General features: G+C 71.0%; 23 protein-coding genes. 14 read left to right on the top strand and 9 right to left on the bottom strand.

Annotated features, from left to right (window positions below):
- Positions 1-35 precede the first annotated feature (35 nt).
- Entirely contained in the window at positions 36-917 is an 882-nt protein-coding gene (locus R6V09_RS10215; protein WP_317881040.1) for a LysR family transcriptional regulator, read from the bottom strand.
- A gap of 120 nt (positions 918-1,037) precedes the next feature.
- On the opposite strand from R6V09_RS10215, the gene R6V09_RS10210 reads away from it, so the two are divergent.
- From R6V09_RS10210 to R6V09_RS10180, 7 genes are all read left to right on the top strand, one after another.
- Positions 1,038-1,709, top strand: a complete 672-nt coding sequence (locus R6V09_RS10210) for a succinate dehydrogenase (RefSeq protein ID WP_317881039.1) — start codon at positions 1,038-1,040, stop codon at positions 1,707-1,709.
- Between the two features lies 1 nt (position 1,710).
- The gene (locus R6V09_RS10205) at positions 1,711-3,663 is read left to right on the top strand and encodes a fumarate reductase/succinate dehydrogenase flavoprotein subunit (protein WP_317881038.1); all 1,953 of its coding nucleotides are present in this window, start codon (positions 1,711-1,713) and stop codon (positions 3,661-3,663) included.
- On the top strand, positions 3,660-4,409 hold the full coding sequence (locus R6V09_RS10200; protein WP_317881037.1) for a succinate dehydrogenase/fumarate reductase iron-sulfur subunit: 750 nt from the start codon (positions 3,660-3,662) through the stop codon (positions 4,407-4,409). Before R6V09_RS10205 ends, R6V09_RS10200 begins: the two co-directional genes overlap by 4 nt.
- Positions 4,410-4,531: 122 nt before the next feature.
- The gene (locus R6V09_RS10195; protein ID WP_317881036.1) at positions 4,532-5,557 is read left to right on the top strand and encodes a hypothetical protein; all 1,026 of its coding nucleotides are present in this window, start codon (positions 4,532-4,534) and stop codon (positions 5,555-5,557) included.
- 172 nt (positions 5,558-5,729) lie between these two features.
- The gene (locus R6V09_RS10190; protein ID WP_317881035.1) at positions 5,730-6,503 is read left to right on the top strand and encodes a GNAT family N-acetyltransferase; all 774 of its coding nucleotides are present in this window, start codon (positions 5,730-5,732) and stop codon (positions 6,501-6,503) included.
- A complete protein-coding gene (locus R6V09_RS10185) occupies positions 6,503-7,438 on the top strand; it encodes a lysophospholipid acyltransferase family protein (RefSeq protein WP_317881034.1) in 936 nt (311 codons plus the stop codon). The genes R6V09_RS10190 and R6V09_RS10185 overlap by 1 nt, the downstream gene beginning before the upstream one ends.
- A 117-nt stretch (positions 7,439-7,555) precedes the next feature.
- Positions 7,556-8,692 (top strand): alanine--tRNA ligase-related protein, encoded by a 1,137-nt coding sequence (locus R6V09_RS10180; protein WP_317881033.1) that lies wholly within the window; start codon positions 7,556-7,558, stop codon positions 8,690-8,692.
- 49 nt (positions 8,693-8,741) lie between these two features.
- Here the strand turns inward: R6V09_RS10180 and R6V09_RS10175 are convergent, their stop codons facing one another.
- Positions 8,742-11,090 (bottom strand): excinuclease ABC subunit UvrA, encoded by a 2,349-nt coding sequence (locus R6V09_RS10175; protein ID WP_317881032.1) that lies wholly within the window; start codon positions 11,088-11,090, stop codon positions 8,742-8,744.
- 122 nt (positions 11,091-11,212) lie between these two features.
- Here R6V09_RS10175 and R6V09_RS10170 point away from each other — a divergent pair, with 122 nt between their 5' ends.
- Both R6V09_RS10170 and R6V09_RS10165 read left to right on the top strand, forming a co-directional pair.
- Positions 11,213-13,684 carry an ATP-dependent Clp protease ATP-binding subunit gene (locus R6V09_RS10170; protein WP_317881031.1) on the top strand — a complete coding sequence of 824 codons (2,472 nt, stop codon included), beginning with the start codon at positions 11,213-11,215 and terminating at the stop codon, positions 13,682-13,684.
- A gap of 41 nt (positions 13,685-13,725) precedes the next feature.
- Positions 13,726-14,748, top strand: coding sequence for an alcohol dehydrogenase (locus tag R6V09_RS10165; protein ID WP_317881030.1), 1,023 nt, complete (start codon positions 13,726-13,728; stop codon positions 14,746-14,748).
- On the opposite strand, the gene R6V09_RS10160 is transcribed toward R6V09_RS10165, so the two are convergent.
- Both R6V09_RS10160 and R6V09_RS10155 read right to left on the bottom strand, forming a co-directional pair.
- Positions 14,738-15,733 (bottom strand): LLM class flavin-dependent oxidoreductase, encoded by a 996-nt coding sequence (locus tag R6V09_RS10160; protein ID WP_317881029.1) that lies wholly within the window; start codon positions 15,731-15,733, stop codon positions 14,738-14,740. The two genes, R6V09_RS10165 and R6V09_RS10160, sit on opposite strands and share 11 nt — an antisense overlap.
- 52 nt (positions 15,734-15,785) lie before the next feature.
- Complete coding sequence (locus R6V09_RS10155; protein WP_317881028.1) at positions 15,786-16,208, bottom strand: (2Fe-2S) ferredoxin domain-containing protein; 423 nt, start codon at positions 16,206-16,208, stop codon at positions 15,786-15,788.
- 68 nt (positions 16,209-16,276) lie between these two features.
- Between R6V09_RS10155 and R6V09_RS10150 the strand changes: the two genes are divergently transcribed.
- The 4 genes from R6V09_RS10150 (at position 16,277) to R6V09_RS10135 (ending at position 18,373) form a co-directional block, all read left to right on the top strand.
- On the top strand, positions 16,277-16,768 hold the full coding sequence (locus R6V09_RS10150) for a phosphatase domain-containing protein (RefSeq protein WP_317881027.1): 492 nt from the start codon (positions 16,277-16,279) through the stop codon (positions 16,766-16,768).
- A gap of 85 nt (positions 16,769-16,853) precedes the next feature.
- Positions 16,854-17,195 carry an ArsR/SmtB family transcription factor gene (locus tag R6V09_RS10145; protein ID WP_317881026.1) on the top strand — a complete coding sequence of 114 codons (342 nt, stop codon included), beginning with the start codon at positions 16,854-16,856 and terminating at the stop codon, positions 17,193-17,195.
- A 3-nt stretch (positions 17,196-17,198) separates the two neighbouring features.
- A complete protein-coding gene (locus R6V09_RS10140; RefSeq protein ID WP_317881025.1) occupies positions 17,199-17,705 on the top strand; it encodes an SRPBCC family protein in 507 nt (168 codons plus the stop codon).
- Complete coding sequence (locus R6V09_RS10135; RefSeq protein ID WP_317881024.1) at positions 17,705-18,373, top strand: dihydrofolate reductase family protein; 669 nt, start codon at positions 17,705-17,707, stop codon at positions 18,371-18,373. The genes R6V09_RS10140 and R6V09_RS10135 overlap by 1 nt, the downstream gene beginning before the upstream one ends.
- Before the next feature lie 20 nt (positions 18,374-18,393).
- Here the strand turns inward: R6V09_RS10135 and R6V09_RS10130 are convergent, their stop codons facing one another.
- The 5 genes from R6V09_RS10130 to egtA form a co-directional block, all read right to left on the bottom strand.
- Positions 18,394-18,609: a dodecin gene (locus R6V09_RS10130; protein WP_033279016.1), complete on the bottom strand. Its 216-nt coding sequence runs from the start codon at positions 18,607-18,609 to the stop codon at positions 18,394-18,396.
- Between the two features lie 93 nt (positions 18,610-18,702).
- On the bottom strand, positions 18,703-19,665 hold the full coding sequence (gene egtD, locus R6V09_RS10125; RefSeq protein ID WP_317881023.1) for an L-histidine N(alpha)-methyltransferase: 963 nt from the start codon (positions 19,663-19,665) through the stop codon (positions 18,703-18,705).
- On the bottom strand, positions 19,662-20,441 hold the full coding sequence (egtC, locus tag R6V09_RS10120) for an ergothioneine biosynthesis protein EgtC (RefSeq protein WP_317881022.1): 780 nt from the start codon (positions 20,439-20,441) through the stop codon (positions 19,662-19,664). Before egtC ends, egtD begins: the two co-directional genes overlap by 4 nt.
- Positions 20,441-21,772 (bottom strand): ergothioneine biosynthesis protein EgtB, encoded by a 1,332-nt coding sequence (gene egtB / locus R6V09_RS10115; RefSeq protein WP_317881021.1) that lies wholly within the window; start codon positions 21,770-21,772, stop codon positions 20,441-20,443. The genes egtC and egtB overlap by 1 nt, the downstream gene beginning before the upstream one ends.
- A complete protein-coding gene (gene egtA, locus R6V09_RS10110; protein ID WP_317881020.1) occupies positions 21,769-23,073 on the bottom strand; it encodes an ergothioneine biosynthesis glutamate--cysteine ligase EgtA in 1,305 nt (434 codons plus the stop codon). Before egtA ends, egtB begins: the two co-directional genes overlap by 4 nt.
- 268 nt (positions 23,074-23,341) lie before the next feature.
- Here egtA and R6V09_RS10105 point away from each other — a divergent pair.
- Positions 23,342-23,938, top strand: a 597-nt coding sequence (locus tag R6V09_RS10105) for a TIGR02452 family protein (protein ID WP_317881019.1), incomplete at its 3' end; no start/stop codon positions are given.

Here is a 23,938-nt window from a genome sequence, read left to right as displayed (position 1 = left end):
CCCCCTCGTACGCGAAAGGTTCATCGTACGGACGATCAGCGCTCCAGCAGCATCCGCTGCAGTTCTCTGGCGGCCCGCGGCGGAGCCACATCGCTGCGATGCGCGAGCGCGATCGTCCGGTGCAGCCCGGGCCGCGCCAGCGGGGTCACCCGCAGCCCCCGCCCGGACCTCGTCGCCACCATGCGCGGGACTACGGCCACGCCGAGCCCCGCCCGCACGAAGCCGAGCACGGCGTCCATCTCACCGCCCTCCACCGCGAAGTCGGGTTCGAAGCCCTCGGCGCGGCACGCGGCGACGGTCAGTTCCCGCAGGTCGTAGCCGTGCCGGAACATCACCAGGCGCTCGCCCTCCAGGTCGGAGATCCGCACCGTTTGGCCGCGCCCAGGCGCCGGTGCCTCCGGTGACGACACGACCACCAGGTCCTCGCGCAGCAGCTCCACCGTCGTCAGCGCCGGTGACGGAGTGGGCAGCGGCAGCACCACCAGGGCCAAGTCCAGGGCGCCGCGCGCGAGTTCCCGTACGAGATCGTGCGAACCGCCCTCCTCGATCAGCAGCCGGATGCCCGGATAGCGGTCGTGGAAGGCGCGCAGCACGTCCGGCAGCAGGCCCGTGCACAGGCTCGGGGTCGCGCCGAGCCGGATCCGGCCACTGCGCAGCTGAACCAGTTCGAGGACCTCGTGCCGGGCCGTGTCCGCGTCGGCCAGGATCCGCCGGGCCAGTGGCAGCAGTGCCTCGCCCGCGTCGGTGAGGGTGATGTTGCCCCGGGCCCGCAGGAACAGATCGGCCCCCAACTCCCGCTCCAGCGCCTTGATCTGCTGGGAGAGCGAGGGCTGCGCGACATGGACCAGATCGGCGGCCCGGGTGAAGTGCCGGGTCTCGGCGACGGCCACGAAGTACTGGAGCTGCTGGAACTGCATACATCCACGATAGCTGCCACCTATCGAAACCAGGCAGATCATGTCTTGGACCGATCGACCATCCGGCGCCTAACGTCCGTAGACATGGCTCTGGCAACGCGGACGGACCGACGACCGTCCATGGCACGCACCGTGTGGGACAGCTCCGTCGGCAAGAAGACCGTGATGGCGGTCAGCGGCCTGATCATGCTGCTGTACCTGGTCGTCCACATGATCGGGAACCTGAAGATCTTCTTCGGCGCGGGCGAGTTCAACCACTACGCCCACTGGCTGCGCACCATCGGCGAACCCTTCATGCACTACGAGTGGACGCTCTGGCTGATCCGCGTCGTCCTCGTCGTTGCCGTGGTCGCCCACGCGGTCTCCGCGTACCAGCTCAGCCGCCGCGACATCAGGGCGCGCCCCAGCAAGTACGTGCACAGGAAACCCCGCGCGAGCTACGCCACCCGCACCATGCGCTGGGGCGGGATCATCCTCGCCCTGTTCATCGTCTGGCACATCCTCGACCTGACGACCGGCACCGTGCACTCCGGCGGCTTCCAGGAGGGCCACCCGTACCAGAACGTCGTGGACACCTTCTCCACCTGGTACGGCGACGTCATCTACATCGTCGCGATGCTCGCCCTCGGCCTGCACGTCCGGCACGGCTTCTGGAGCGCCGCCCAGACCCTCGGCGCGGGCAGCCGCAGCCGCGACCGCGCCCTGAAGACCATCGCCAATGTCCTCGCGCTGCTGCTCACCGCCGGCTTTATCGCCGTGCCCGTGGGCGTCATGACCGGAGTGGTGAGCTGAAATGACCCTTGAATACGCGGACTTCGCGACCGGGGAACCCGTCACCGACACCAAGGCCCCCACCGGCCCGATCAACGAGCGCTGGGACACCCGCCGTTTCGAGGCCAAGCTGGTCAACCCCGCCAACCGGCGCAAACACACGGTGATCGTCGTCGGCACCGGCCTCGCGGGCGGCTCCGCCGGCGCCACCCTCGCCGAACAGGGCTACCACGTCGTCCAGTTCTGCTACCAGGACTCCCCGCGCCGCGCCCACTCGATCGCCGCCCAGGGCGGCATCAACGCGGCGAAGAACTACCGCAACGACGGCGACTCCGTCCACCGCCTCTTCTACGACACCGTCAAGGGCGGCGACTTCAGGGCCCGCGAGTCCAACGTCCACCGCCTCGCGCAGATCTCCGTCGAGATCATCGACCAGTGCGTCGCGCAGGGCGTGCCCTTCGCGCGGGAGTACGGCGGCCTCCTCGACACCCGCTCCTTCGGCGGCGTGCAGGTGTCGCGCACGTTCTACGCCCGTGGCCAGACGGGCCAGCAACTCCTCCTCGGCGCCTACCAGGCCCTGTCCCGGCAGATCGCCGCCGGCAACATCGAGATGCACCCGCGCACCGAGATGCTCGACCTGATCGTCATCGACGGGAAGGCGCGCGGGATCGTGGCGCGCGATCTCGTCAGCGGCCGTATCGACACGTACTTCGCGGACGCGGTCGTCCTCGCCAGCGGCGGCTACGGCAACGTCTTCTACCTGTCGACGAACGCCATGAACTCCAACGCCACCGCCGTCTGGCGGGCCCACCGGCGCGGGGCGCTCTTCGCCAACCCGTGCTTCACGCAGATCCACCCGACCTGCATCCCGCGCACCGGCGAGCACCAGTCCAAGCTGACCCTGATGAGCGAGTCGTTGCGCAACGACGGCCGGATCTGGGTGCCGAAGGCGAAGGGCGACGAGCGCCCGCCGAACGAGATCCCCGAGGACGAGCGCGACTACTACCTGGAGCGCATCTACCCGGCCTTCGGCAACCTCGTGCCCCGCGACATCGCCTCCCGCGCCGCGAAGAACGTGTGCGACGAGGGCAGGGGCGTCGGCCCCGGCGGGCAGGGTGTCTACCTCGACTTCGCCGACGCCATCGGGCGGTTGGGGCGGAAGGCCGTCGAGGAGAAGTACGGCAACCTCTTCGACATGTACGCCCGGATCACCGCCGAGGATCCGTACACGGTCCCGATGCGGATCTATCCCGCCGTGCACTACACGATGGGCGGCCTGTGGGTCGACTACGACCTTCAGACCACCGTCCCGGGCCTGTTCGCGATCGGTGAGGCCAACTTCTCCGACCACGGTGCCAACCGGCTCGGTGCCTCCGCGCTGATGCAGGGCCTCGCCGACGGCTACTTCGTGCTCCCGGCGACCATCAACGACTACCTCGCCCGGCACCCCGGACACGAGGAGATCGACGTCCAACACCCCGCCGTACAGGAGGTGTTGGCGGAGACCGAGGACCGTCTCAACCTGCTGCTCTCCGTCGACGGCGACCGCACCCCCGACTCCTTCCACCGCGAACTCGGCGAACTCATGTGGGAGTTCTGCGGCATGGCCCGCACCGACAGCGGACTGCGCAAGGCGCTGGAGCGGATCCCGCAGATCCGCGAGGAGTTCTGGCGGCGGATCAAGGTCCCGGGCACCGGCGAGGAGTTCAACCAGTCGCTGGAGAAGGCGAACCGGATCGTCGACTACCTCGAACTCGCCGAGCTGATGTGCCTCGACGCACTCAACCGCGCCGAGTCCTGCGGCGGCCACTTCCGCGAGGAGTCGCAGACCCCGGACGGCGAAGCGGCGCGCAGGGACGAGGAGTTCAGCTACGCCGCCGCCTGGGAGTTCACCGGCACGGGGTCATCTCCCGTGCTGCACAAGGAAGACCTGGTCTTCGAGTACGTCCACCCCACTCAGCGGAGCTACGCATGAAGCTCACCCTGCGCGTCTGGCGGCAACGCGACGCAGACGCCGAAGGCGCCATGTCCACCTACCAAGTGGACGGAATCTCCACGGACATGTCGTTCCTGGAGATGCTCGACACCCTCAACGAGGAACTCATCCTCAAGGGCGAGGACCCGGTCGCCTTCGACCACGACTGCCGTGAGGGCATCTGCGGCGCGTGCAGCCTGGTCATCAACGGTGACGCGCACGGCCCCGAGCGCACCACCACCTGCCAACTCCACATGCGGTCCTTCGAGGACGGCGACACGATCGACATCGAGCCGTGGCGCGCCTCGGCCTTCCCGGTCGTCAAGGACCTCGTGGTGGACCGCTCGGCCTTCGACCGGATCATCCAGGCCGGCGGCTACATCACCGCCCCGACCGGCGCGGCCCCCGAGGCCCACGCCACCGCCGTCCCCAAACCGGACGCCGACTTCGCCTTCGAGCACGCCGAGTGCATCGGCTGCGGGGCGTGCGTGGCCGCGTGCCCCAACGGCGCGGCGATGCTGTTCACTTCGGCCAAGATCAACCATCTCAACGCGCTCCCGCAGGGCGCACCCGAGCGCGAGACCCGCGTCCTCGACATGGTCACGCAGATGGACGACGAGGGCTTCGGCGGCTGCACCCTCGCCGGCGAGTGCGCGACCGCCTGCCCGAAGGGCATCCCGCTGGTCTCCATCACCGCCATGAACAAGGAATGGCTGCGGGCGACCCGCAAGGTCGCCAAGCGCTGAATGCCCCTACGAACTCCCTTACGGGACAAGAACGTTCGCCGACAGGATGCGGACGGGCGGGACCGGGAGTGGTGCTCATCCCCGGTCCCGCCAGGCATCGCACCCCTCGGTATGCTGCCCACATGATCTTCACCGGCAGGGGGAGGACGCGGTTTCTCGACGCCGTGACGGACTTCGAGACCGCCGTGCGCGAGCGGGACGGCGACCGGGCGCAGCGCGCGATGCAGCAGATACAGCGGCACTTCGGCGACGCGGAAGACGACCAGCTGGCCCAGGTCGGCCCGCGCCTGGCCGCGTTGCTGCCGGAGGTGCCACCCGGGCCGCGCGGAATGGTCGCCGTACTGATCGGCGCCTGTGTGGAGCGGGGCGCCGACGCCGCGGTCTGTGCACCGTACGTCTTCGACGGACTCGCCGAGGCACTCGGTGTAGCCGGGGAGTTCTGTGAGCGCTGGGCGGCGACCGGCGGCGGAGATTTCCCCGCCCCTGACCCCGACGCCGCCGACGGGGATGTCCTCGAACGGGTCGGACAGGACGCGGCCGACGGCTGGTTCACCCTGCCCCAGTGGGAGATGGCCTCCGTCGCGATGCTCAACCGCCCCGCGGTGCGTACCGCACTCGAACCCGCCCTGCGCACGGGCCTGTTGGACGCCCTGCGCGCCGTACAGGAGGCGTCCGGCCACGACTTCAAGTGCCTGCGCTACGCCCTCGTCGTCCTCGACGACGAACCCCTCCTCGCCCTGCACCGCCCCACCGGCACCGGCTATCTGCTCCGCATGACCGGCATCGGCGACAACTTCCAGCTGCACACCCTCCTCGCCGACGTCCTCATCGGCGGCGGACACGTGCCCGGGCAGGCGCCCTCCGCGCAGGAGGCGGCCGTGTGCCGGAACGCCCCGGGACAGGTGCCGACCACCGGCGCCTTCAACCTCGTGACCCCGGGCGGCGAATGGGTGTGGAACGAGGGAACTCCCACCGACATCCCGGTCGTTGACGACGTACGGCTGCTGGTCCTCGACCCGCCGCCGTACAAGCGCGGCTGGCCCGCCGGCCGGTTCTTCCCCGGCATGCCCGGTGACCTGGTGCTGGAGCGGGTGCTCGGCGCCGACGAGACCCGCGAGTGGCTGGAGCGGTGCGCCCCGCCGAAGTGAACGGCACACCCTGAGGGCCCGGGTGTGGGGACGCCGTTCAACAACCCCACATCCCTGCTCCGGGCGCAGGTCACGCGCAGGACGCCCGGCATCGGAAGAACTGTTGCGACCGGACATACGGAACCGGCCAGCCAGTCCCTCCGCCGAACCCGGCCCGTGATCAGGGAGAGCCATGACCGGCGTTTCCACCCTCGACCGTCCCTCGCAGCCCGCCACGCCGACCCGCTACACCGTCACGCTCGCCCGCGACGAGGACGATGTGCGTGCCGCGCAACGGCTGCGGCACGACGTCTTCGCCGGGGAGATGGGCGCCCACCTGTCCAGCCCGCAGCCCGGCCTGGACGTGGACGCCTTCGACGCCTACTGCGACCACCTCCTCGTCCGCGACACGGACACCGGGCAGGTGGTCGGCACCTATCGGCTGCTGCCGCCCGAGCGGGCCGCGGTCGCCGGACGGCTCTACTCGGAGAGCGAGTTCGACCTCGCCCCCCTCGACAGCATCCGCCCGGGCCTCGTCGAGGTCGGCCGCTCATGCGTCCACCCCGACCACCGCGACGGCGCGGTCATCGGCCTCATCTGGGCCGGCATAGCCCGCTACATGGTCGACCGCGGCCACGAATGGCTCGCCGGCTGCTGCTCCATCCCGCTCGCCGACGGCGGCGCCCTCGCCGCCGGCACCTGGGACCGGGTCAGCGCCAAGCACCTCGCCCCCGAGGAGTTCCGGGTACGCCCCCTGCTGCCCTGGAGCCCGGACGGCGTCACCCGCCCCACCGACCGCGTCGAACTCCCGCCGCTGCTGCGCGGATACGTCCGCCTCGGCGCCTGGGTCTGCGGCGAGCCCGCCCACGACCCGGACTTCGGGGTCGCCGACCTGTACGTGCTGCTGTCGATGCGCCGGGTCAACCCGCGCTATCTGCGGCACTTCCTCTCGCTCGTCCCGGCCTGATGAGCGTCTGGCTGCCCAGCGCGCCCTGCACCCCCAGGACGTGCATCGACTCGACGGGGTCCGTCACGGCCGTACCGCGCGCTGTGCTGCGATTCGTGACCGTACTGGTCGTGGTGGCCGCCGGGGCCGCCCTCACCCCCATCGGCGGGCGCATCCCCGCCCGCGCGGTGCGCTGGTGGTGCCGGACGATCGTCCGGGCCGCGGGCATCCGGCTCCGCATCACCGGCAGCACCACGCCCACCGGCGGAGTGCTGCTGGTCGCCAACCACATCTCGTGGCTGGACATCCCCCTCATGGCCGCCGTACGCCCGGCCCGCATGCTGGCCAAGGCCGAGATCCGGCACTGGCCCGTCGCCGGGACACTCACCGCGGGCAGCGGCGCCCTCTTCATCGACCGCGACCGGCTGCGCGCCCTGCCCGAGACGGTCGCCTCCATCGCGGGCGCCCTGCGCGCCGGCGGAGCGGTCGCTGTCTTCCCCGAGGGCAGCACCTGGTGCGGCCTGGCCCAGGGACACTTCCGGCGGGCCGTCTTCCAGGCCGCGCTGGACGCCGGAGTACCCGTCCAGCCGGTCGGCCTGCACTACCTCACCGACGGCGGCACGGCCAGCACGGCCCCCGCCTTCGTCGGCAGCGACTCGCTCCTCACCTCGGTGTGGCGGGTGGTGTCGACGCGCGGACTGGTCGCCGACGTCGAGGTGGGGGAGGCCATAGCCCCCGGCAGCCACCCCGGCCGCCGCTCCCCCGCCCACGCCGCGCAGGCCGGGGTGTCGGGCCGGGCGCACCACCCGGACCACTGCACCTCGGTGGCGCGGACCCCGGTGAAAATTCGCAGGACGGCGCGGAGGCGTCCTGCTAGCGTCGCGGCCATGAGGATCATCAGGCACACCGGCACCGCGACCGCGCGAGCGACCAGCTCGCCGGCCGCCGACGCCTGACCTCACCCACCTCTCCCGGCGGCCGGAAACGGACCGCCGGGACGTGTCGTTTCCAGCACCCTGACAGGCCTCCCCGCGGTCCCTTCCGGTCCCCACCGACCCGAAGGACTCACCGCCATGAACACCGACGACACCGTCCGCACGTTCCTCGACTTCTACCGTGAACGCGGCCACGAGCTGATCACCGGCAGCACACTCTTGCCACCGCCGTCCGACCCGGTCCTGTTCACCACCTCCGGCATGCACCCGCTCACGCCGTACCTCCAGGGCCGCCCCCACCCACAGGGGCGGCGCCTGGTCAACGTCCAGCGCTGTCTGCGCACCACCGACCTCGACGAGGTCGGCGACCTCACCCACCTGACCGTGTTCGAGATGCTCGGCTCCTGGTCGCTGGGCGACTACGACCACCCGCAGAGCCTGCGCTGGGGCTACGAGCTGCTGCGGGACGGCTTCGGCATCCCGCGCGAGAAGCTGTACGTCACTGTCTTCGGCGGCGACGAACAGGTCGGCCCCGACCTTGAATCGCTGCGTACCTGGCGGGAGTTGGGCCTGCCGGTCGAGCCGACCGGGGACGAGAACTGGTGGTCCAACGGTCCGACCGGCCCCTGCGGCCCCGACTCCGAGATCTTCTTCTGGACCGGCGACGGCCCGCCGGAGGGTCGCCCGACCACCGACCCGCGCTGGGTGGAGATCTGGAACCACGTGAGCCTTCGGCACGAGCGGCGTGAGGACGGTGGGTTGGTCCCGTTGCGGCAGGTCAGCGTCGATACGGGGATGGGGTTGGAGCGGCTTGTGTCTGTCCTTCAAGGGTGCCGGTCGGTCTACGAGACGGATGTGTTCGAGCCGTGGATGCGGATTCTTCCGACGCTGTGGGTTCTGGACGAGCGCTCGACGCGGGTGGTCTGTGATCATCTGCGGTCGAGCGTTGTCGTCATCGGGGACGGGGTACGGCCGTCCAACGCCGGTCGTGGGTATGTGTTGCGGCGGTTGATTCGGCGGCTGCTCACCGTTCTGCGGCGGGATGACGCCTCGCGTACGTTGTCCGATCTGCCGGGGGAGCTTCTCGGTACCGGCACTGTGCGGGAGGTGTTGCTGGACGAGGAGCGGCGGTTCGGTCAGCTCCTGGAGCGGGGGCGGCGGGTGTTGTCGCGGCCGCAGTTTCAGGGGCCGTTGACCGAGGAGGATTACGGGTATCTCCATGACACGCATGGGCTGCCCCGTGAAATGGTCGCCGGGTTGATGGAAGACAGGTAGTCGGTTGGCTGCGGGTGCGTGGGGGCTGGTCGCGCAGTTCCCCGCGCCCCTAAAGGGGCGCCTGTGCGAGCGCGCTTGCCAGATAGGGGGCCGTCGCGCTTCCGCTCGCCCGCGCCACATCCCTCGGCGGGCCTGCCGCCACGATCCGGCCCCCCTCCTCCCCGCCACCTGGCCCCATGTCGATCACCCAGTCCGCGCCCGCCACCACCGCCATGTCGTGTTCGACCACCACCACCGTGTTGCCGGTGTCGACGAGGCCGTGGAGTTGGTGGAGGAGGACCTCGACGTCGGCGGGGTGGAGGCCGGTGGTCGGTTCGTCGAGGAGGTAGAGGGTGTGGCCGCGTCGGGTGCGCTGCAACTCGCTGGCCAGCTTGATGCGTTGGGCCTCGCCGCCGGAGAGTTCGGTGGCGGGTTGGCCCAGCCGCAGGTAGCCGAGGCCCACGTCCAGGAGTGTGGTGAGGCTGCGGGCCACGGCCGGGGTGTCCGCGTCCGCGAAGAAATCCGCCGCGGCCTCCACCGTCAGGTCGAGCACCTGCGCGATGTTGCGTCCCCGGTACGTCACTTGGAGTGTCTCGGGGTTGTAGCGGGCGCCGCCGCAGTCCGGGCAGGGTGCGTAGGTGCTCGGGAGGAAGAGCAGTTCGACGCTGACGAATCCCTCGCCCTGGCAGGTCTCGCAGCGCCCGCCCGGCACGTTGAAGGAGAACCGCCCTACGCCGTAACCCCGTTGCCGTGCCTCGTCGGTGGCCGCGAACACCTTGCGGACGACGTCGAAGAGGCCGGTGTAGGTGGCGAGGTTCGAGCGCGGGGTGCGGCCGATCGGTTTCTGATCGACCGACACCAGGCGTCCCACGCCGGGCAGTTCCTCGGTGATCTCGCTGATGAGGGTCGACTTTCCGGAGCCCGAGACGCCGGTGACCGCGGTGAACACGCCCAACGGGAACTCCGCGGTCACGTCCCGGAGGTTGTGCCGGGTGACAGGGCCGACCTTCAACTCGCCTCGCGGTGAACGGACTTCGCGGGCGGGAGCTGGTGACTGGTCGAAGAGGAAGCGGGCTGTCGCGGATTCCTTCACCTTCGCCAGGTCGGCCACCGGGCCGCTGTGCAGCACTCGCCCACCGTGTTCGCCCGCCAGCGGGCCCACGTCCACCAGCCAGTCGGCGGCGCGCATCACGTCGAGGTGGTGCTCCACCACGAACACCGAGTTGCCCGCCGACTTCAGTCGCTCCAGCACCGTGAGCAGGGCCTCGGTGTCCGCGGGGTGCAGTCCGGCGGACGGTTCGTCGAGGACGTAGACGACACCGAAGAGGCCGGAGCGCAACTGCGTTGCCAGGCGCAGGCGTTGCAGCTCGCCGGTGGAGAGGGTCGGGGTCGCGCGGTCCAGGCTGAGGTAGCCGAGGCCCAGTTCGAGGATGGGTGCGATACGGGAGTTGAGGTCCTCGGTGAGGACACGTGCCGCCTCGGAGGTGCCGTTGAGCGTGTCCGTCAGCTCCGCCAGCGGCAGCGCGGCCAGGTCGGCGATCGTGCGGCCCGCCACGGTCACCGCCAGGGACTCGGCACGCAGTCTGCTGCCTCCGCAGACCGGGCAGGGGGCACTGGTCAGGAAGCGTTCCGCCTTGGCCCGCAGGGTCGTGCTCTTCGTGTCCGCGAAGGTCTTCATGACGTAGCGGTGGGCGCTCATGTACGTGCCCTGGTACGGGCGTTGGATGCGGTCGGCGTCCCGAACCGGGTGGACCGTCACCACCGGTTGCTCGTCCGTGAAGAGGATCCACTCCCTCTGCTCGGCGGGGAGTTGGCGCCATGGCACGTCCACGTCGTAGCCGAGCGTGTCGAGGATGTCGCGCAGGTTCTTGCCCTGCCAGGCGCCGGGCCAGGCGGCGATCGCTCCCTCGCGGATCGAGAGGGAGGGGTCGGGGACCAGGGAATCCTCGGTCGTGCGGTGCACCCGGCCGAGGCCGTGGCACTCGGGGCACGCGCCCGCCGCCGTATTGGGGGAGAAGGCGTCCGAGTCGAGGCGTTCGGCGCCGGGCGGGTAGTCGCCGGCGCGGGAGAACAGCATCCGGAGAGAGTTGGAGAGGCTGGTGACCGTGCCGACGGAGGAGCGGGAGGTGGGGGTCGCGCGGTTCTGCTGGAGGGAGACTGCAGGGGGCAGGCCGGTGATCTCGGCGACCTTCGGGGCGCCGATCTGGTGGATCAGCCGGCGGGCGTACGGTGCGACCGACTCGAAATAGCGGCGCTGGGCCTCGGCGTAGATCGTGCCGAAGGCGAGGGACGACTTCCCGGAGCCGGAGACGCCCGTGAACACGGCCAGCACGTCCCGCGGGATGTCGACGTCGACGCCCTGGAGGTTGTGCTCGCGGGCGCCGCGGACGCGGACATAGGGGTCGTGGGGGCTGGGCATGACCCGGTGATTCTATGCGACCTCGCCGTGTGATGCCCGCTGACCTGCGGGGTGCGGGGGCGTCCGCGCTGTGCCACGTTGGAAGGTACGCATGCCAGTCGCCGCACGGAAGGTCCGTGGTCATGAGCACTCCCGGATTCGGTTTCGGACGCAGCCCCTTCGAGGAATTCGACGAGCTGATGTCCCGGTATTTCGGCGGTTCGGGTCCGGCGTCGCCATCACGTCGGGCCCAGCGCGTCGACATCGGCAGCCTGCTCTCCGAACGGGCCCGTGAGCTGGTGGCCCAGGCGCGGGACATCGCCGCCGTCGAAGGCAGCGAGGAACTCGACGCCCGGCATCTGCTGGCCGCCGCCACCGAGCAGGAGTCGACCCGACGGCTGCTCGCCGAGGCAGGCGCGGACCCCGACCGGATCCGGGAACGGCTGGCCGCCGGCGAGGACGGCGGCCCGAAGACCGAACCCACCACGCTCACCCCGGCGGCCAAGCGGGCCCTGCTCGACGCCTACCGGATCTCCCGGGCCGAGGACTCCTCGTACATCGGCCCCGAGCACCTGCTGCGGGCGCTGGCCGCCAACCCCGAGTCGGCCGCCGGACAGGCCCTCGCGGGCAGCGGCTGGGAGAGCGGCCGGGTGCCCACCGGTTCCGAGCCCGAGCGCAAGCGGCCCAGCAGTACGCCCACCGTCGACGAGTACGGGCGCGACCTCACCGAGGACGCCCGCGCCGGGCGGCTCGACCCCGTGATCGGGCGGGACGAAGAGGTCGAGCAGACCATCGAGGTGCTGTCCCGGCGCAGCAAGAACAACCCCGTCCTCATCGGCGATCCCGGTGTCGGCAAGACCGCCGTCGTCGAGGGCATCGCCCAGCGCATCGTCGCCGGTGACGTCCCGAAGACCCTGGCGGGCAAGCGGCTCGTGTCGCTGGACCTGGCCGGGATGGTGGCAGGAACCAAGTACCGGGGCGAGTTCGAGGAACGGTTGAAGACGCTCCTCGACGAGGTGAGCGAGCACGGGGACGAACTGGTGCTGTTCCTCGACGAGTTGCACACCGTCGTCGGCGCGGGTGGCGGTGGGGACGGCGCTCTCGACGCGGGCAACATGCTCAAACCAGCCCTGGCCCGCGGGCAGTTGCACCTCATCGGCGCCACCACCGTCGACGAGTACCGAAAGTACATCGAGAAGGACTCCGCGTTGGAGCGCCGCTTCGCGCCCATCCTGATCGGCGAACCGACCGTCGACGACACCATCGAGATCCTGCGCGGACTGCGCGACCGCTACGAGGCCCACCACCAGGTCCGTATCACCGACGAGGCGGTGGTCGCGGCGGCCGAACTCTCCGACCGCTACATCACCGCCCGCTTCCTGCCCGACAAGGCCATCGACCTGATGGACCAGGCCGCGGCACGGGTACGGCTGCGGGCCAGGACCCCGCTGTCCGACACCCGCGAGATCGAGGACCGGCTCGCCGCCCTGAACCGGGAGAAGGACCAGGCCGTAGCCGACGAGGAGTACGAGCGGGCCAAGGAACTCCGCGACCGCATCAAGGACACCGAGGCCGAGCTGAAAGCCGGCGGCTCCGCCGAGGAACAGGCGCCCAAGGTCACCGCCGAGGACATCGCCGAGGTCGTCTCCCGCACCACCGGCATCCCCGTCGCCCAGCTCACCGAGGAAGAACGCGCCCGGCTGATGAAGCTGGAGGAGCACCTCCATGAGCGGGTCGTCGGCCAGGACGAGGCGATCACCGCCGTCGCCCGCGCGGTACGCCGCGCCCGGGCCGGCATGAGCGATCCGAACCGGCCCATCGGCAGCTTCCTCTTCCTCGGCCCCACCGGCGTCGGCAAGACGGAACTGGCCCGCGCTCTCGCCGCCGCCCTCTTCGGCGACGAGAGCCGCATGATCCGCCTCGACATGAGCGAGTTCCAGGAACGGCACACCGTTTCCCGCCTGGTCGGAGCGCCTCCCGGATACGTCGGCCACGACGAGGCCGGGCAGCTCACCGAGGCCGTCCGCAGGCAGCCGTACGCCGTGCTGCTGCTCGACGAGGTCGAGAAGGCGCACCCCGACGTCTTCAACACCCTGCTGCAACTCCTCGACGACGGACGGCTGACCGACTCGCAGGGCCGCACGGTCGACTTCAAGAACACCGTCGTGATCATGACGTCGAACATCGGCGCCGACCGCATCCTCGCGGCGGGCGTCGACGACTACGCCAAGGTCCGCGAGACGGTCATGCCGGTCCTGAACCAGCACTTCCGCCCCGAGTTCCTCAACCGCATCGACGAGATCATCGTCTTCCGCGGCCTGGAACGCGCCCAACTCCGCGACATCGTCGACCTGTTGCTGGAACACACCCGGCGCAGGCTGCACGCCCAGGACGTCACCCTGGAGGTCACCGACGCGGCGGCCGACCTGCTCGCGAACCTGGGCTATCAACCCGACTTCGGCGCCCGCCCGTTGCGCCGCACCATCCAGCGCGAGGTCGACGACCGGCTCGCCGACATGCTCCTCGCCGGCGAACTCGAAGCGGGCGACCAGGCACAGGTCGACGCGACCAACGGCACGATCGAGATCAGGGCACGCCAGGCGGCCGAGCACTAGGGCCCGGCCTGTCCGCGTTCGCATCTCTCTGGGAGACAGGTATGAGCAGCTATCGAGTCGCGCAAGTGGCCGCCGCCGGCGGTGAGTTCACGATCGTCGAGCGTGACGTCCAGCAGCCAGGACCCGGCCATGTGCGGATCGCCGTGGAGGCCTGCGGGGTCTGCCACAGCGACACCTTCTTCGTGAACGCGGGAGTGCCCGGCGTGCGGTTCCCCCTCGTCACCGGGCACGAGATCGCCGGGCGGATCGACGCGCTGGGCGAGGGCACCTCGGACCGGGGCTGGCGGGTCGGCGACCGGGTGGCGGTCGGCTGGTTCGGCGGCAGCTGCGGCTACTGCACCCCTTGCCGCCAGGGCGACTTCATCGTCTGCGAGAACCTCAAGGTGCCCGGCTGGGCGTACGACGGCGGCTTCGGCGAGATGACGATCGCACCCGCCGACGCGCTCGCCCGGATCCCCGAGGGACTGTCGGCGACCGCCGCCGCACCCATGGGGTGTGCGGGCGTGACCACCTTCAACGGGCTGCGGCGCAGCCCGGCGGGGCCGGGCGACCTGGTGGCCGTACTCGGACTCGGCGGTCTCGGTCACCTGGGTGTGCAGTACGCGGTCGCCATGGGATTCGAGACCGTGGCGATCGCGCGCGGCGCCGAAAAGGCCGACTTCGCCAAGCAGTTGGGCGCGCACCACTACGTCGACAGCACGGCGGACACCGAAGTCGCCGATGCGCTGCGGGCGTTGGGCGGCGCGAAGGTGGTCCTGGCCACGGCGGGCAACGCCGACGCCGCCACCGCGACCGTGGAAGGGCTGAGGCACCGCGGCGAGCTGGTGGTCATCGGGGCGGACAACGCGCCGTTGGGGATCAGTCCGTTCCAACTGATCATGCCCGGCAAGGTGGTTCGGGGGCATCCGTCCGGCACCGCCCAGGACGTGCAGGACACGCTGGCCTTCAGCGCCCTGCACGGCATCCGCCCGATGGTGGAGACCGTGCCCCTGGACCAGGCGGGCGAGGCCTATCAGCGGATGCTGTCCGGGGCCGCGCGCTTCCGGATGGTGCTCACCCCATGAGTGAGGCGAGCCGCCGGTAGGAGTCCAGCAGGGCTTCGCGGTCGTAGGTGCTGGTCGTGACGAGGACCTCGTCCGCGCCCGTCTCCTTCAGCACCGTCTCCAGCTCGTGGGCCACCTGTTCCTCGGTGCCCGCGAGCTGTCCGGTGAGCCCGGAGTCGTAGAAGCCGAACTCCTTGTCGGTCATGGCCAGTTGCTCCACACGCTCGGCGGGCGGCAGCGGCGGGAAGGTGCCGTGGGTGCGCGAATACGCCATGGACCAGGCCTCCGGGACGAGGAGCCGGCGGGCCGCTTCGGGGGTGGCGGCCACCGCGATCGTGCCCGAGATGACGACGTATGGCTCCGAAGCCCAGGGGGAGGGCCGGAAGCGGGCGCGGTAGTGGTCGATGCCGCGCCGCATCCTCTCCCGGTTGCGGAGGTCGCCGATCACCATCGGCAGGCCCGCCCGGGCCGCGATGTCCGCGCCTTCGCCCATCGCGAGCACGAACGGCGGGACACTCAGGCCCTCCGCGGGCCGCGCGTGCGCGCCGGTGGGTGAGGTGCCGCGGAACCAGTCGAGGAGCTCGTCGAGTTGTACGGCGAAGTCGTCGGCGACGTCCTTGTCCCGGCCCAGCGCCTTGCGCACGCCGTCGGTGAAGCCGACCGAGCGGCCCAGGCCCATGTCGATCCGGCCCGGGAACAGCGACTCCAGCACCCCGAACTGCTCGGCCACGACCAGGGGTTGGTGGTTGGGCAGCATCACCCCGCCCGTCCCGACCCGGATGCTGCGGGTGGCCGAGGCGACGGCGGCGGCCAGCACGGTCGGCGCGGAACCGGCGACCCCGGGCACACCGTGGTGCTCCGACACCCAGAACCGGTGATAGCCCAGCCCCTCGACCTCCCGCGCCAGCCGCACGGTGTCGCGCAGCGCCTCGGCGGGTGGATGGCCCTCGCGGGTGCGGGAGCGGTCGAGGACGGAGAAGGGGGTCGAGGCGATCACGGAACTCACATCGGGTTCAACGCCCGGGAGCCCCCGGCATTCCCGGAGTCGGGCCGGGCGCTCACCGCCGGGACCGGACGCGTGCGTCCCTTGGCGGGTCGATGAACTGCAGTTCCAGCGTGACGGGCGGCTCGGCGCCCCCCGGCCCGCCCGCCGCCGCCCACTCCAGCACTTCCTGCGTGCAGTCGTCGTCCATCGCGAACCCGACCCAGGTCGGCCGCCCGCCGGCCCGGCGCCCCGCGGCCGACGGCTGGACCACGATCACGTTGGCCTGGTCGCACGGGCCGAGACAGTCCGTCGTACGCACCGCGAAGCCGTGCTCGGCGGCCCCGGACCGCAGCCGTTCCAGCTGCCAGGCGTGGTCCGTGCCCGGGTGCTTGCGCGGGTCGCCGCAGCAGCAGCCCCGGCAGACGACGAGGGTGCAGGGTCTTTCACGGGCGGCGCCTATGAGGAACGTACGGGGAGCGGGAGTTGCGGCAGACATACGAGAAGCATGAGGCCACGGCCTCGGGCAGTCGCTGCCGGGGTGCGCGGGCTGTCTAGGGTGGCCCGGTGACAGCTGACAGCAGGCGGCCCCTCGCCGTGTTCGACCTTGACAACACCCTCGCCGACACGGCCCACCGGCAGCGGTTCCTGGAGAACAAGCCGCGCGACTGGGACGGCTTCTTCGGCGCCGCGTCCCAGGACCCGCCGTTGGCGGAAGGCGTCGCACTGGCGCTGGAGTGTGCCGAGGAGTGCGAGGTCGTCTATCTGACCGGGCGGCCCGAGCGCTGCCGGCGCGACACGCTGGACTGGCTCGCCGCGCAGGGGCTGCCCGAGGGGCGGGTCTTCATGCGGCGCAACGACGACCGCAGACCCGCCCGCCGCACCAAGCTGGAGATCCTCAAGCGGCTGGCCAGGGACCGGGACGTCCGGGTTCTCGTGGACGACGACGAGCTGGTGTGCGACGACGCCGAGCGGGCCGGTTTCAGGGTCGTCCGGGCCCGCTGGACCGCCCCCTCCGCCGCGCTGGAGGCGGCGCAGGAGGGGGAGGGCCGCACCTGAGGGGGCGGTACCCGCGTCATCCGGCAGGACGTGCCCGGTTCCCGGTCGGCTTGACGCATTCCCATATCGGAATACGATGGCTGTCATGGCACGAGCAGCGACGACGTCGGACGTCTTCAACGCGATAGCGGAGCCGCAGCGCCGGGAGATCCTGGCGCTGCTGCGGGCGGGCGAGCGGCCGGTGACCGAGCTGGCGCACGAGCTGGGGATGAGCCAGCCGGGGGCGTCCAAGCATCTGCGGGTGCTCCGGGAGGTCGGTCTGGTGCGGGTCCGCGAGGCTGGCAAGCAGCGCCTCTACGGCCTGGACGCCCGCGGGCTGCGGCCCGTCCACGAGTGGGCCGGCGGATTCGAGCGGTTCTGGAACGAGAGTTTCGACCGGCTGGACACCTATGTGCAGGACCTCAAGCAGGCACGGCAGGAGGAATGACCGATGGCGGCGGCAAGGCAGGAAATGGGCGCGGAGTCGGCGACGGCCGACCGGGAGATCGTGATCTCCCGGGTCATCGACGCCCCGCGGCAGCTGGTGTTCGAGGCGTTCACCGAGGTGCGGCATCTGTCGCGGTGGTGGGGTCCGGACGGGTTCACCACCACCACGCGGTCCTTCGAGTTCCGCGAGGGCGGCGAGTGGGTCTTCGTCCTGCACGGGCCGGACGGGACCGACTACTCCGAGTGGATCCGCTGGACGCGGATCGTCCCGCCGGAGCGGATCGAGCTGCTGCACGGTGAGACCCGCGACGACCCGAACGCCTTCGAGTGGGTCCTGACCTTCGCGCCGGACGGCGCGGCGACCCGGATCGTGATGCGCACGGTGTTCCCCACCAAGGAACTGCGCGACGAGGCGGCCGAGAAGTACCACGCGATCGAGGGCGGCGAGCAGACCCTGAACAGCCTGGCGGCCTACGTCGGCGACCTCGCGCGGAAGGGGGCGGAGGGCTGATGGCCGGGAAGGTGTTCTTCAGTGTGTCGATGTCGCTGGACGGCTTTGTCGCACCCGAGCCCGTGCCCGACCAGGACGAGCTCTTCGCGCCCGAGAGACGGGACGACCCGGACGTCCGGCGCTGGCTGGCGCAGTGGACGGAGCTGCAGCAGTGGGTGTTCCCGCTGCGGTTCTTCCGGGAGAACCTGAAGCTGGGCGAGGGCGGCGAGGAGGGCCTCGACAACGACATGGCACGGACGACGTTCGAGCGCACCGGCGCGAGCGTCATGGGCAGGCGCATGTTCGACCTCGGCGAGCGGTCCTGGCCGGAGGAGGCCCCCTTCCACACCCCGGTCTTCGTGGTGACACACACCAAGCGTGACCCGTGGGAGCGGCCCGGCGGCACCACGTTCCACTTCGTCGACGACGGCATCGAGCACGCCCTCGACCAGGCCCGCGAGGCCGCCGGCGACCGCGACGTCCGCATCGCCGGCGGCGGCGCGACGATCCTGGAGCACCTGAACGCAGGCCTGGTCGACGAGTTCTCGATCACGCTGTCACCGGTGCTCTTCGGCACCGGCACCCGCCTGTTCGACGGAGTGGACGCGTCCAGGATCGCGCTGGAACCGCTCCGCTCGGAGCCGTCGACGCGGGTGACACACCTGACCTACGCGGTGCGCCGACGGTAGCCGTACTACGAGTCCGGCCGTCAGTCCTCGTCCTCGATGCGGAAGCCGACCTTCAGGCCGACCTGGAAGTGCTCGATCTGCCCGTTCTCGATCTGGCCCCTGACCTGTGTCACCTCGAACCAGTCGAGGCTGCGCAGGGTCTGCGCGGCGCGGGCGACGCCGTTGCGGATGGCCTGGTCGATGCCCTCGTGAGAGGTGCCGACGATCTCGGTGACCCGGTACGTGTGGTTGGACATGCGGGTACTCCTCTCGGCCGTGACGGGCGCGTCACGCGTCACTCCACCGTGCCCCAAGGTGCGGCGGTACGCGAGACGGCCCGTCACCCGAGGTCAGCGCACCACGCTCAGTGACAGCGCGAAGCGGCCCTCCCGGTCGGTCCACCAGTGGGCCAACTCCAGCCCGGCAGCCGCCAGTTCGGTCCGTACGCCGTCCTTGCGGAACTTCGCCGAGATCTCCGTGCGCAGTTCCTCACCGGCCGTGAAGTCGACGGCGAGATCGAGCGCCGGGATCTTCACGGTCTGGTCCGTGCGGGACCGCAGCCGCATCTCGATCCACTCGTTGTCGGCGTCCCAGAGGGCGACGTGGTCGAAGGCGTCGACGTCGAAATCGGCGCCGAGCTCGCGGTCGACCACGGTCAGGACGTTCTTGTTGAACGCGGCCGTCACCCCGGCCGCGTCGTCGTAGGCCCTGACCAGGACCTCTTCGTCTTTGACCAGGTCCGTGCCGAGCAGCAGCGCGTCGCCGGGTGAGAGCAACGCGCGGAGACCGGCGAAGAACGTGGCGCGTTCCGCCGGCAGGAGGTTGCCGATCGTGCCGCCGAGGAACGCCAGCAGGCGCGGTCCCGGTGTCTCCGGGAGGGTCATCGCGCCGGTGAAGTCGGCGATCAGGGCATGCACGTCCAGGCCCGGGCGCTCCGCGATGAGGGCGTGCCCGGCCTGCGTGAGGGCGCTCTCGCTGACGTCGACCGGGACGTACACGGCCAGGTCGGTGAACGCGTCGAGCAGGTGGCGCGTCTTGTCCGAGGAGCCGGAGCCCAGCTCGACGAGGGTACGGGCGCCGGTCGCGGCGGCGATCTCGCCGGCCCGGTCGATGAGGATCTCCCGTTCCGCGCGGGTCGGGTAGTACTCGGGCAACTCGGTGATCTGCTCGAAGAGTTCGCTGCCGTGGGCGTCGTAGAACCACTTCGGCGGGAGGGTCTTCGGGGTGCGGGTGAGGCCCTCCAGGACGTCGGCGCGCAGGGCCGCGTCGGTGGCGTCCTCGGGCAGGGTGCGGGTGAGAAGGAACGGGCTCACGTACGGGGCTCCTTCGAAGGTGCGGGTGCTAGGTCCTTCAGGGGGGTGAGGAGGACCTCGGTGCGGGTCGCGGTGAGCAGAGTGCGGTCGGGGACCTCCTGCCAGTGCGGGTCGTCGTCGTAGGGCTCGGAGGCCACGACCGTGCGGCGGCCGGGCTCCGAGAGGTACCAGAGGGTGTCGCCCCAGGCCGTCGCGGCGATCGTCTCGCCGTTGGTGAGAAGGAGGTTGAGGCGGGAGCTGGGGGCGGCCGAGGCGACCTCGACCACCGTGTCGGCCAGCGCCTGGCCCTCCGCGTCGCCCGCCCGCAGCCGGCCGAGGACCAGCGCCCAGACCAGCGCCGAGTCGCAGCGGGCCTCTAGGGACAACAGGTCCACCGGGGGCAGGCGTTGGGCGAGCGCCGCTAGCGTCTGGGGCCAGCCGGTGACGGCGCCGTTGGGGCTGAACAGCCAGGGGCCCGCGGCGAACGGCGCCGCCGCGGCCTCCCCGTCCGCGCCAGCGAACGTCGCGTCCCGTACGGCGGCCAGCAAAGCCCCCGAGCGGACCACGCGGGCCAGGTCGGCGAAGGACTGGTCGCCCCAGATGGGCACGGCCCGCCGGTAGCGGCCCGGCACCGGGTCGCCCTCGGCGTACCAACCCACTCCGAAACCATCGGCGTTGACCGTCCCGTGCTTCTGCCGACGCGGTTCCCAGGACTGCCTGTACAGGCTGTGCTCCGGGTCCACGAGGAGCCGACCGAGCGGCTCCTCGGGTCCCAGGTACGCCAGGTGACGGCACATCAGACGGCCCCGGAGCGGGCGGTGCGGAAGCCGGAGAAGATCTGCCGCCGGATCGGATAGTCCCAGTTGCGGAACGTGCCCCGGCAGGCCACCTCGTCCACCGCGAACGAACCGCCGCGCAGGACCTTGTACTCGGGGCCGAAGAACACCTCCGAGTACTCCTTGTACGGGAACGCCTTGAAGCCCGGGTAGGGAAGGAAGTCGCTCGACGTCCACTCCCAGACGTCACCTATCAACTGGCGTACCCCCAGCGGTGATTCGCCCGCCGGATAGCTGCCTGCGGGGGCCGGGCGGAGGTGGCGCTGGCCGAGGTTGGCGTGCTCGGGTGCCGGGTCGGCGTCGCCCCAGGGGTAGCGCATCGAGCGGTCGTTCGTCGGGTCGTGGCGGGCGGCCTTCTCCCACTCGGCCTCGGTGGGCAGGCGGCGTCCGGCCCAGCGGGCGTAGGCGTCGGCCTCGTACCAGCACACGTGCAGGACGGGCTCGTCGGGCGGCACGGCCTCCGTCGCGCCGAAGTGGCGCCGGAGCCACTGCTTGCCGTCCTTGCGCCAGAACAGCGGCGCGACAACGGAGTTGCGGCGGATGTGCGCCCAGCCCTCCTTCGTCCACCAGCGCGGGTCGTCGTAGCCGCCGTCCTCGATGAACGCCAGATACGCGCCGTTCGTCACCGGGGACGTGTCGATGTGGAAGGGGGCCATGTCGCGTCGGTGCGCGGGCTTCTCGTTGTCCAGGGCCCATGGCTCGGTGGAGGTGCCCATCGTGAACGGGCCGCCGGGGACGAGGACTTCGGCCGGGCCGGTGAACAGCGGTACCGGCTCCGGGTCCGGGGCGGTCAACGCCTGCGGTCCCGTGCGGAGCTGATGGGTGATCAGCATTGTTTCGTCGTGCTGTTGTTCGTGCTGGGCGACCATCCCGAAGGCGAAGCCCATCTCGGTCAGCCGGGTTCCGTGGAACGCCGTGCTCTCCAGCACGTCCGTCACCCGGCCGCGCACCTCGGCCGCGTACTGCCGTGCTTCGGCGGGCGGCAGCAGCGGCAGCGAGGGGCGTTCGGAGCGCGGGTGCTCGAACGCGTCGTAGAGGCCGTCGATGTCGGGCCGCATCGCGTCCCGGCCGGCGACGGCCCGCAGCAGCCACAGCTCCTCCTGGTTGCCGATGTGTGCGAGGTCCCAGACCAGCGGGGACATCAACGGCGAGTGCTGAGCGGTGAGTTCGGGCTCGTCCACACAGCTCGTCAGGAGCGTGGTGCGGTCCCGGGCCGTGGTGAGGGTGGTCAACGCCCGTTCCCTGAGCGCTTCGATATCGATGTCATCAACGGTGGTGTCGGCGTCGGTCATGTGCGGATGTCCTTCCCGTGCGGGCGGCTGTCCGTGCCACGCACGCGGTCGAGCAGATCGTCGGCGGGGCAGCGGCCCCGGATCACATAGCGGTCGAAGTACGCGCGGACGGCGTCCGTGACCTCGGCGCTCGCGCCCAGCCGGGGCAGGGCCTCCAGCGCGGTCGCGAAACAGACGAGCGCCACCTCGTGGAGCTCCGGGTCGGACAGTCCGTAGCGGGCCGCGTCGATCCACAGCGGATTGTGCGGCGCGGGCAGCCCCAGGGACCGCTCGGCCAGCGGCTTCACGGCCCGGTACGCCGTCTCGGCGGCCTCCGGGTCGTCGAACAGCGCCGTCGTCACGGCCAGCGGCACGATCCAGCCGTCGTCCCCGGGCTGCGCGTCGATCATGCGCAGTTCGAGATGTCCGCGCGGTCTGACCGGCGGGAACAGGGTGGTGAGGTGGTAGTCGAGGTCGGCACGGGTCGGCGGCGTCGACGACCGGGTCCACTCCCGGAACGTGAGCCCCTCGGGGACGTCCCACGGGCCGTCCTCGCGCCGGACACACATCACCGGCGAGTCGAGGACGTGCTCCGCCCAGGCGCCGCGCGGTTCCGCGTCCAGCGGGGGCGCGCCCGCCCGGCCGGGGCCGATCTCCATCCAGATCAGCTGCCGGGTGGAACGCCAGCCCGTGGGGCTGCGGCCGACCAGCGGGGAGTTGGCGAACGCGGCCACCAGCACCGCGCCCAGCTGGTGCGCCAGCCACCAGCGCCGCCCATGGCCGAGCGGCCCCGGCTCCTCGTAGCCCGCGTCCAGGCACACCTGAACGGACGCCGAGGTGCACATCATGCGGCGGCCCGCGGGGCCGGTGCGGTCGAGGCAGCGTTCCATCGCGTCGTAGCGTGGCTCGTGCAGGAACCGGCGCGGCGGGTGCCAGGGATCGTGGCCGACGCCGACCAGCCCCAGGTTGTCGCGGGCCAGCACCGCGCGGACGGTGTCGAGGTCTTCGGAGACGGAACCGATGCACTCCATCAGGGAGGTGGCGGGCGACGAGCTCAGTTCCAGCTGGCCGCCGGGCTCGACGGTGAGCGCCGACCTCAGGTGCACGGTCTTCAGTGCGGCGTAGGCCGCTTCGAGTCGTTCGGGTGAGACGGGGAGCTGCGGCAGTCGCAGCTCGTGGACGAGCCATTCCACTTCGACCCCGAGCGTGCGGGGCGGACCGGTCTTGAAGCAGATGCCCCTGACCAGGGCTTCCACCTCGGGTTCGGTGACCGCGGTACGGGGCTCCGTACAGTCGCTGCAGTCACTTGCCGTATCGGACATGTCGGGATCCTCCTGAGATTCCACCATGTCGCCGACCCGGTTTCGGTTGGGCCCGGGCCGGCACACTCGTCCCACCCAAGACCTTCGCGCCGCGTCGCACAAGGGTGCGTATCGGCACGTTCGGGATCGGTAATCTCCGGTTCGCCGGCCGTTCGCGGGGCCCGGAAACTCCGTTGCACCACACGACCAGCATCGCTCACGATGCAGGTATGAGCACGACGGGGGAGATCGCGGGGCGCGCGCTCATGGCGTACACGGGGGTTATGCCATGAGCGCGCGCCTGCGCGGTATCGCGCAGCAGACCGAACAGATCGTCGCGGCCGGGGGCTACCGCAGGGCGGACGGGCGCGAGGTGTCCATCGCGGCCCAGACCGAGGCGGCCCGGGCGGGCACACGCCTGTACGGGCCGGAACCCATACCGGTGTCACCCTTCTCACCTGCCGAGACGTTCATCGAGGTCACCGGCGAGAGCAGCCTGGAGGCCGCCCGCCGGCTCACCGGCCCGGTCGCCGTCCTGAACTTCGCCTCGGCCCGCAACCCGGGCGGCGGCTTCCTGAACGGCGCGCAGGCCCAGGAAGAGGCGCTGTGCCGGGCCTCCGCGCTGTACACGTGCCTGCTTGAGGCCCGCGGTTTCTACGACCACCACCGCGCCCACCGCGACCCGTTCTACACGGACCGGGTCATCCACTCACCGGCCGTCCCCGTCTTCCGCGACGACAAGGGCCGACTCCTGGACGAGCCGTACACCGCCGGCTTCCTGACCGCCGCCGCGCCGAACGCCGGGGTCGTGCTGCGCACGGCACCAGAGCGCGCGGCCGAGCTGCCGGGCGCCGTCGCCGTACGGGCGGAGCGGGTGCTGGAGACG

This window comes from Streptomyces sp. W16 (genome assembly GCF_033194735.1).
GTDB lineage: Bacteria > Actinomycetota > Actinomycetes > Streptomycetales > Streptomycetaceae > Streptomyces.
This window is presented reverse-complemented; position numbering and strand designations above follow the sequence as displayed.

Coding starts and splice junctions, on each gene's coding strand:
- R6V09_RS10215 (WP_317881040.1), bottom strand. CDS start 917: ATGCAGTTCCAGCAGCTCCAGTACTTCGTGGCCGTCGCCGAGACCCGG.
- R6V09_RS10210 (WP_317881039.1), top strand. CDS start 1,038: ATGGCACGCACCGTGTGGGACAGCTCCGTCGGCAAGAAGACCGTGATG.
- R6V09_RS10205 (WP_317881038.1), top strand. CDS start 1,711: ATGACCCTTGAATACGCGGACTTCGCGACCGGGGAACCCGTCACCGAC.
- R6V09_RS10200 (WP_317881037.1), top strand. CDS start 3,660: ATGAAGCTCACCCTGCGCGTCTGGCGGCAACGCGACGCAGACGCCGAA.
- R6V09_RS10195 (WP_317881036.1), top strand. CDS start 4,532: ATGATCTTCACCGGCAGGGGGAGGACGCGGTTTCTCGACGCCGTGACG.
- R6V09_RS10190 (WP_317881035.1), top strand. CDS start 5,730: ATGACCGGCGTTTCCACCCTCGACCGTCCCTCGCAGCCCGCCACGCCG.
- R6V09_RS10185 (WP_317881034.1), top strand. CDS start 6,503: ATGAGCGTCTGGCTGCCCAGCGCGCCCTGCACCCCCAGGACGTGCATC.
- R6V09_RS10180 (WP_317881033.1), top strand. CDS start 7,556: ATGAACACCGACGACACCGTCCGCACGTTCCTCGACTTCTACCGTGAA.
- R6V09_RS10175 (WP_317881032.1), bottom strand. CDS start 11,090: ATGCCCAGCCCCCACGACCCCTATGTCCGCGTCCGCGGCGCCCGCGAG.
- R6V09_RS10170 (WP_317881031.1), top strand. CDS start 11,213: ATGAGCACTCCCGGATTCGGTTTCGGACGCAGCCCCTTCGAGGAATTC.
- R6V09_RS10165 (WP_317881030.1), top strand. CDS start 13,726: ATGAGCAGCTATCGAGTCGCGCAAGTGGCCGCCGCCGGCGGTGAGTTC.
- R6V09_RS10155 (WP_317881028.1), bottom strand. CDS start 16,208: ATGTCTGCCGCAACTCCCGCTCCCCGTACGTTCCTCATAGGCGCCGCC.
- R6V09_RS10145 (WP_317881026.1), top strand. CDS start 16,854: ATGGCACGAGCAGCGACGACGTCGGACGTCTTCAACGCGATAGCGGAG.
- R6V09_RS10140 (WP_317881025.1), top strand. CDS start 17,199: ATGGCGGCGGCAAGGCAGGAAATGGGCGCGGAGTCGGCGACGGCCGAC.
- R6V09_RS10135 (WP_317881024.1), top strand. CDS start 17,705: ATGGCCGGGAAGGTGTTCTTCAGTGTGTCGATGTCGCTGGACGGCTTT.
- R6V09_RS10130 (WP_033279016.1), bottom strand. CDS start 18,609: ATGTCCAACCACACGTACCGGGTCACCGAGATCGTCGGCACCTCTCAC.
- egtC (WP_317881022.1), bottom strand. CDS start 20,441: ATGTGCCGTCACCTGGCGTACCTGGGACCCGAGGAGCCGCTCGGTCGG.
- egtB (WP_317881021.1), bottom strand. CDS start 21,772: ATGACCGACGCCGACACCACCGTTGATGACATCGATATCGAAGCGCTC.
- egtA (WP_317881020.1), bottom strand. CDS start 23,073: ATGTCCGATACGGCAAGTGACTGCAGCGACTGTACGGAGCCCCGTACC.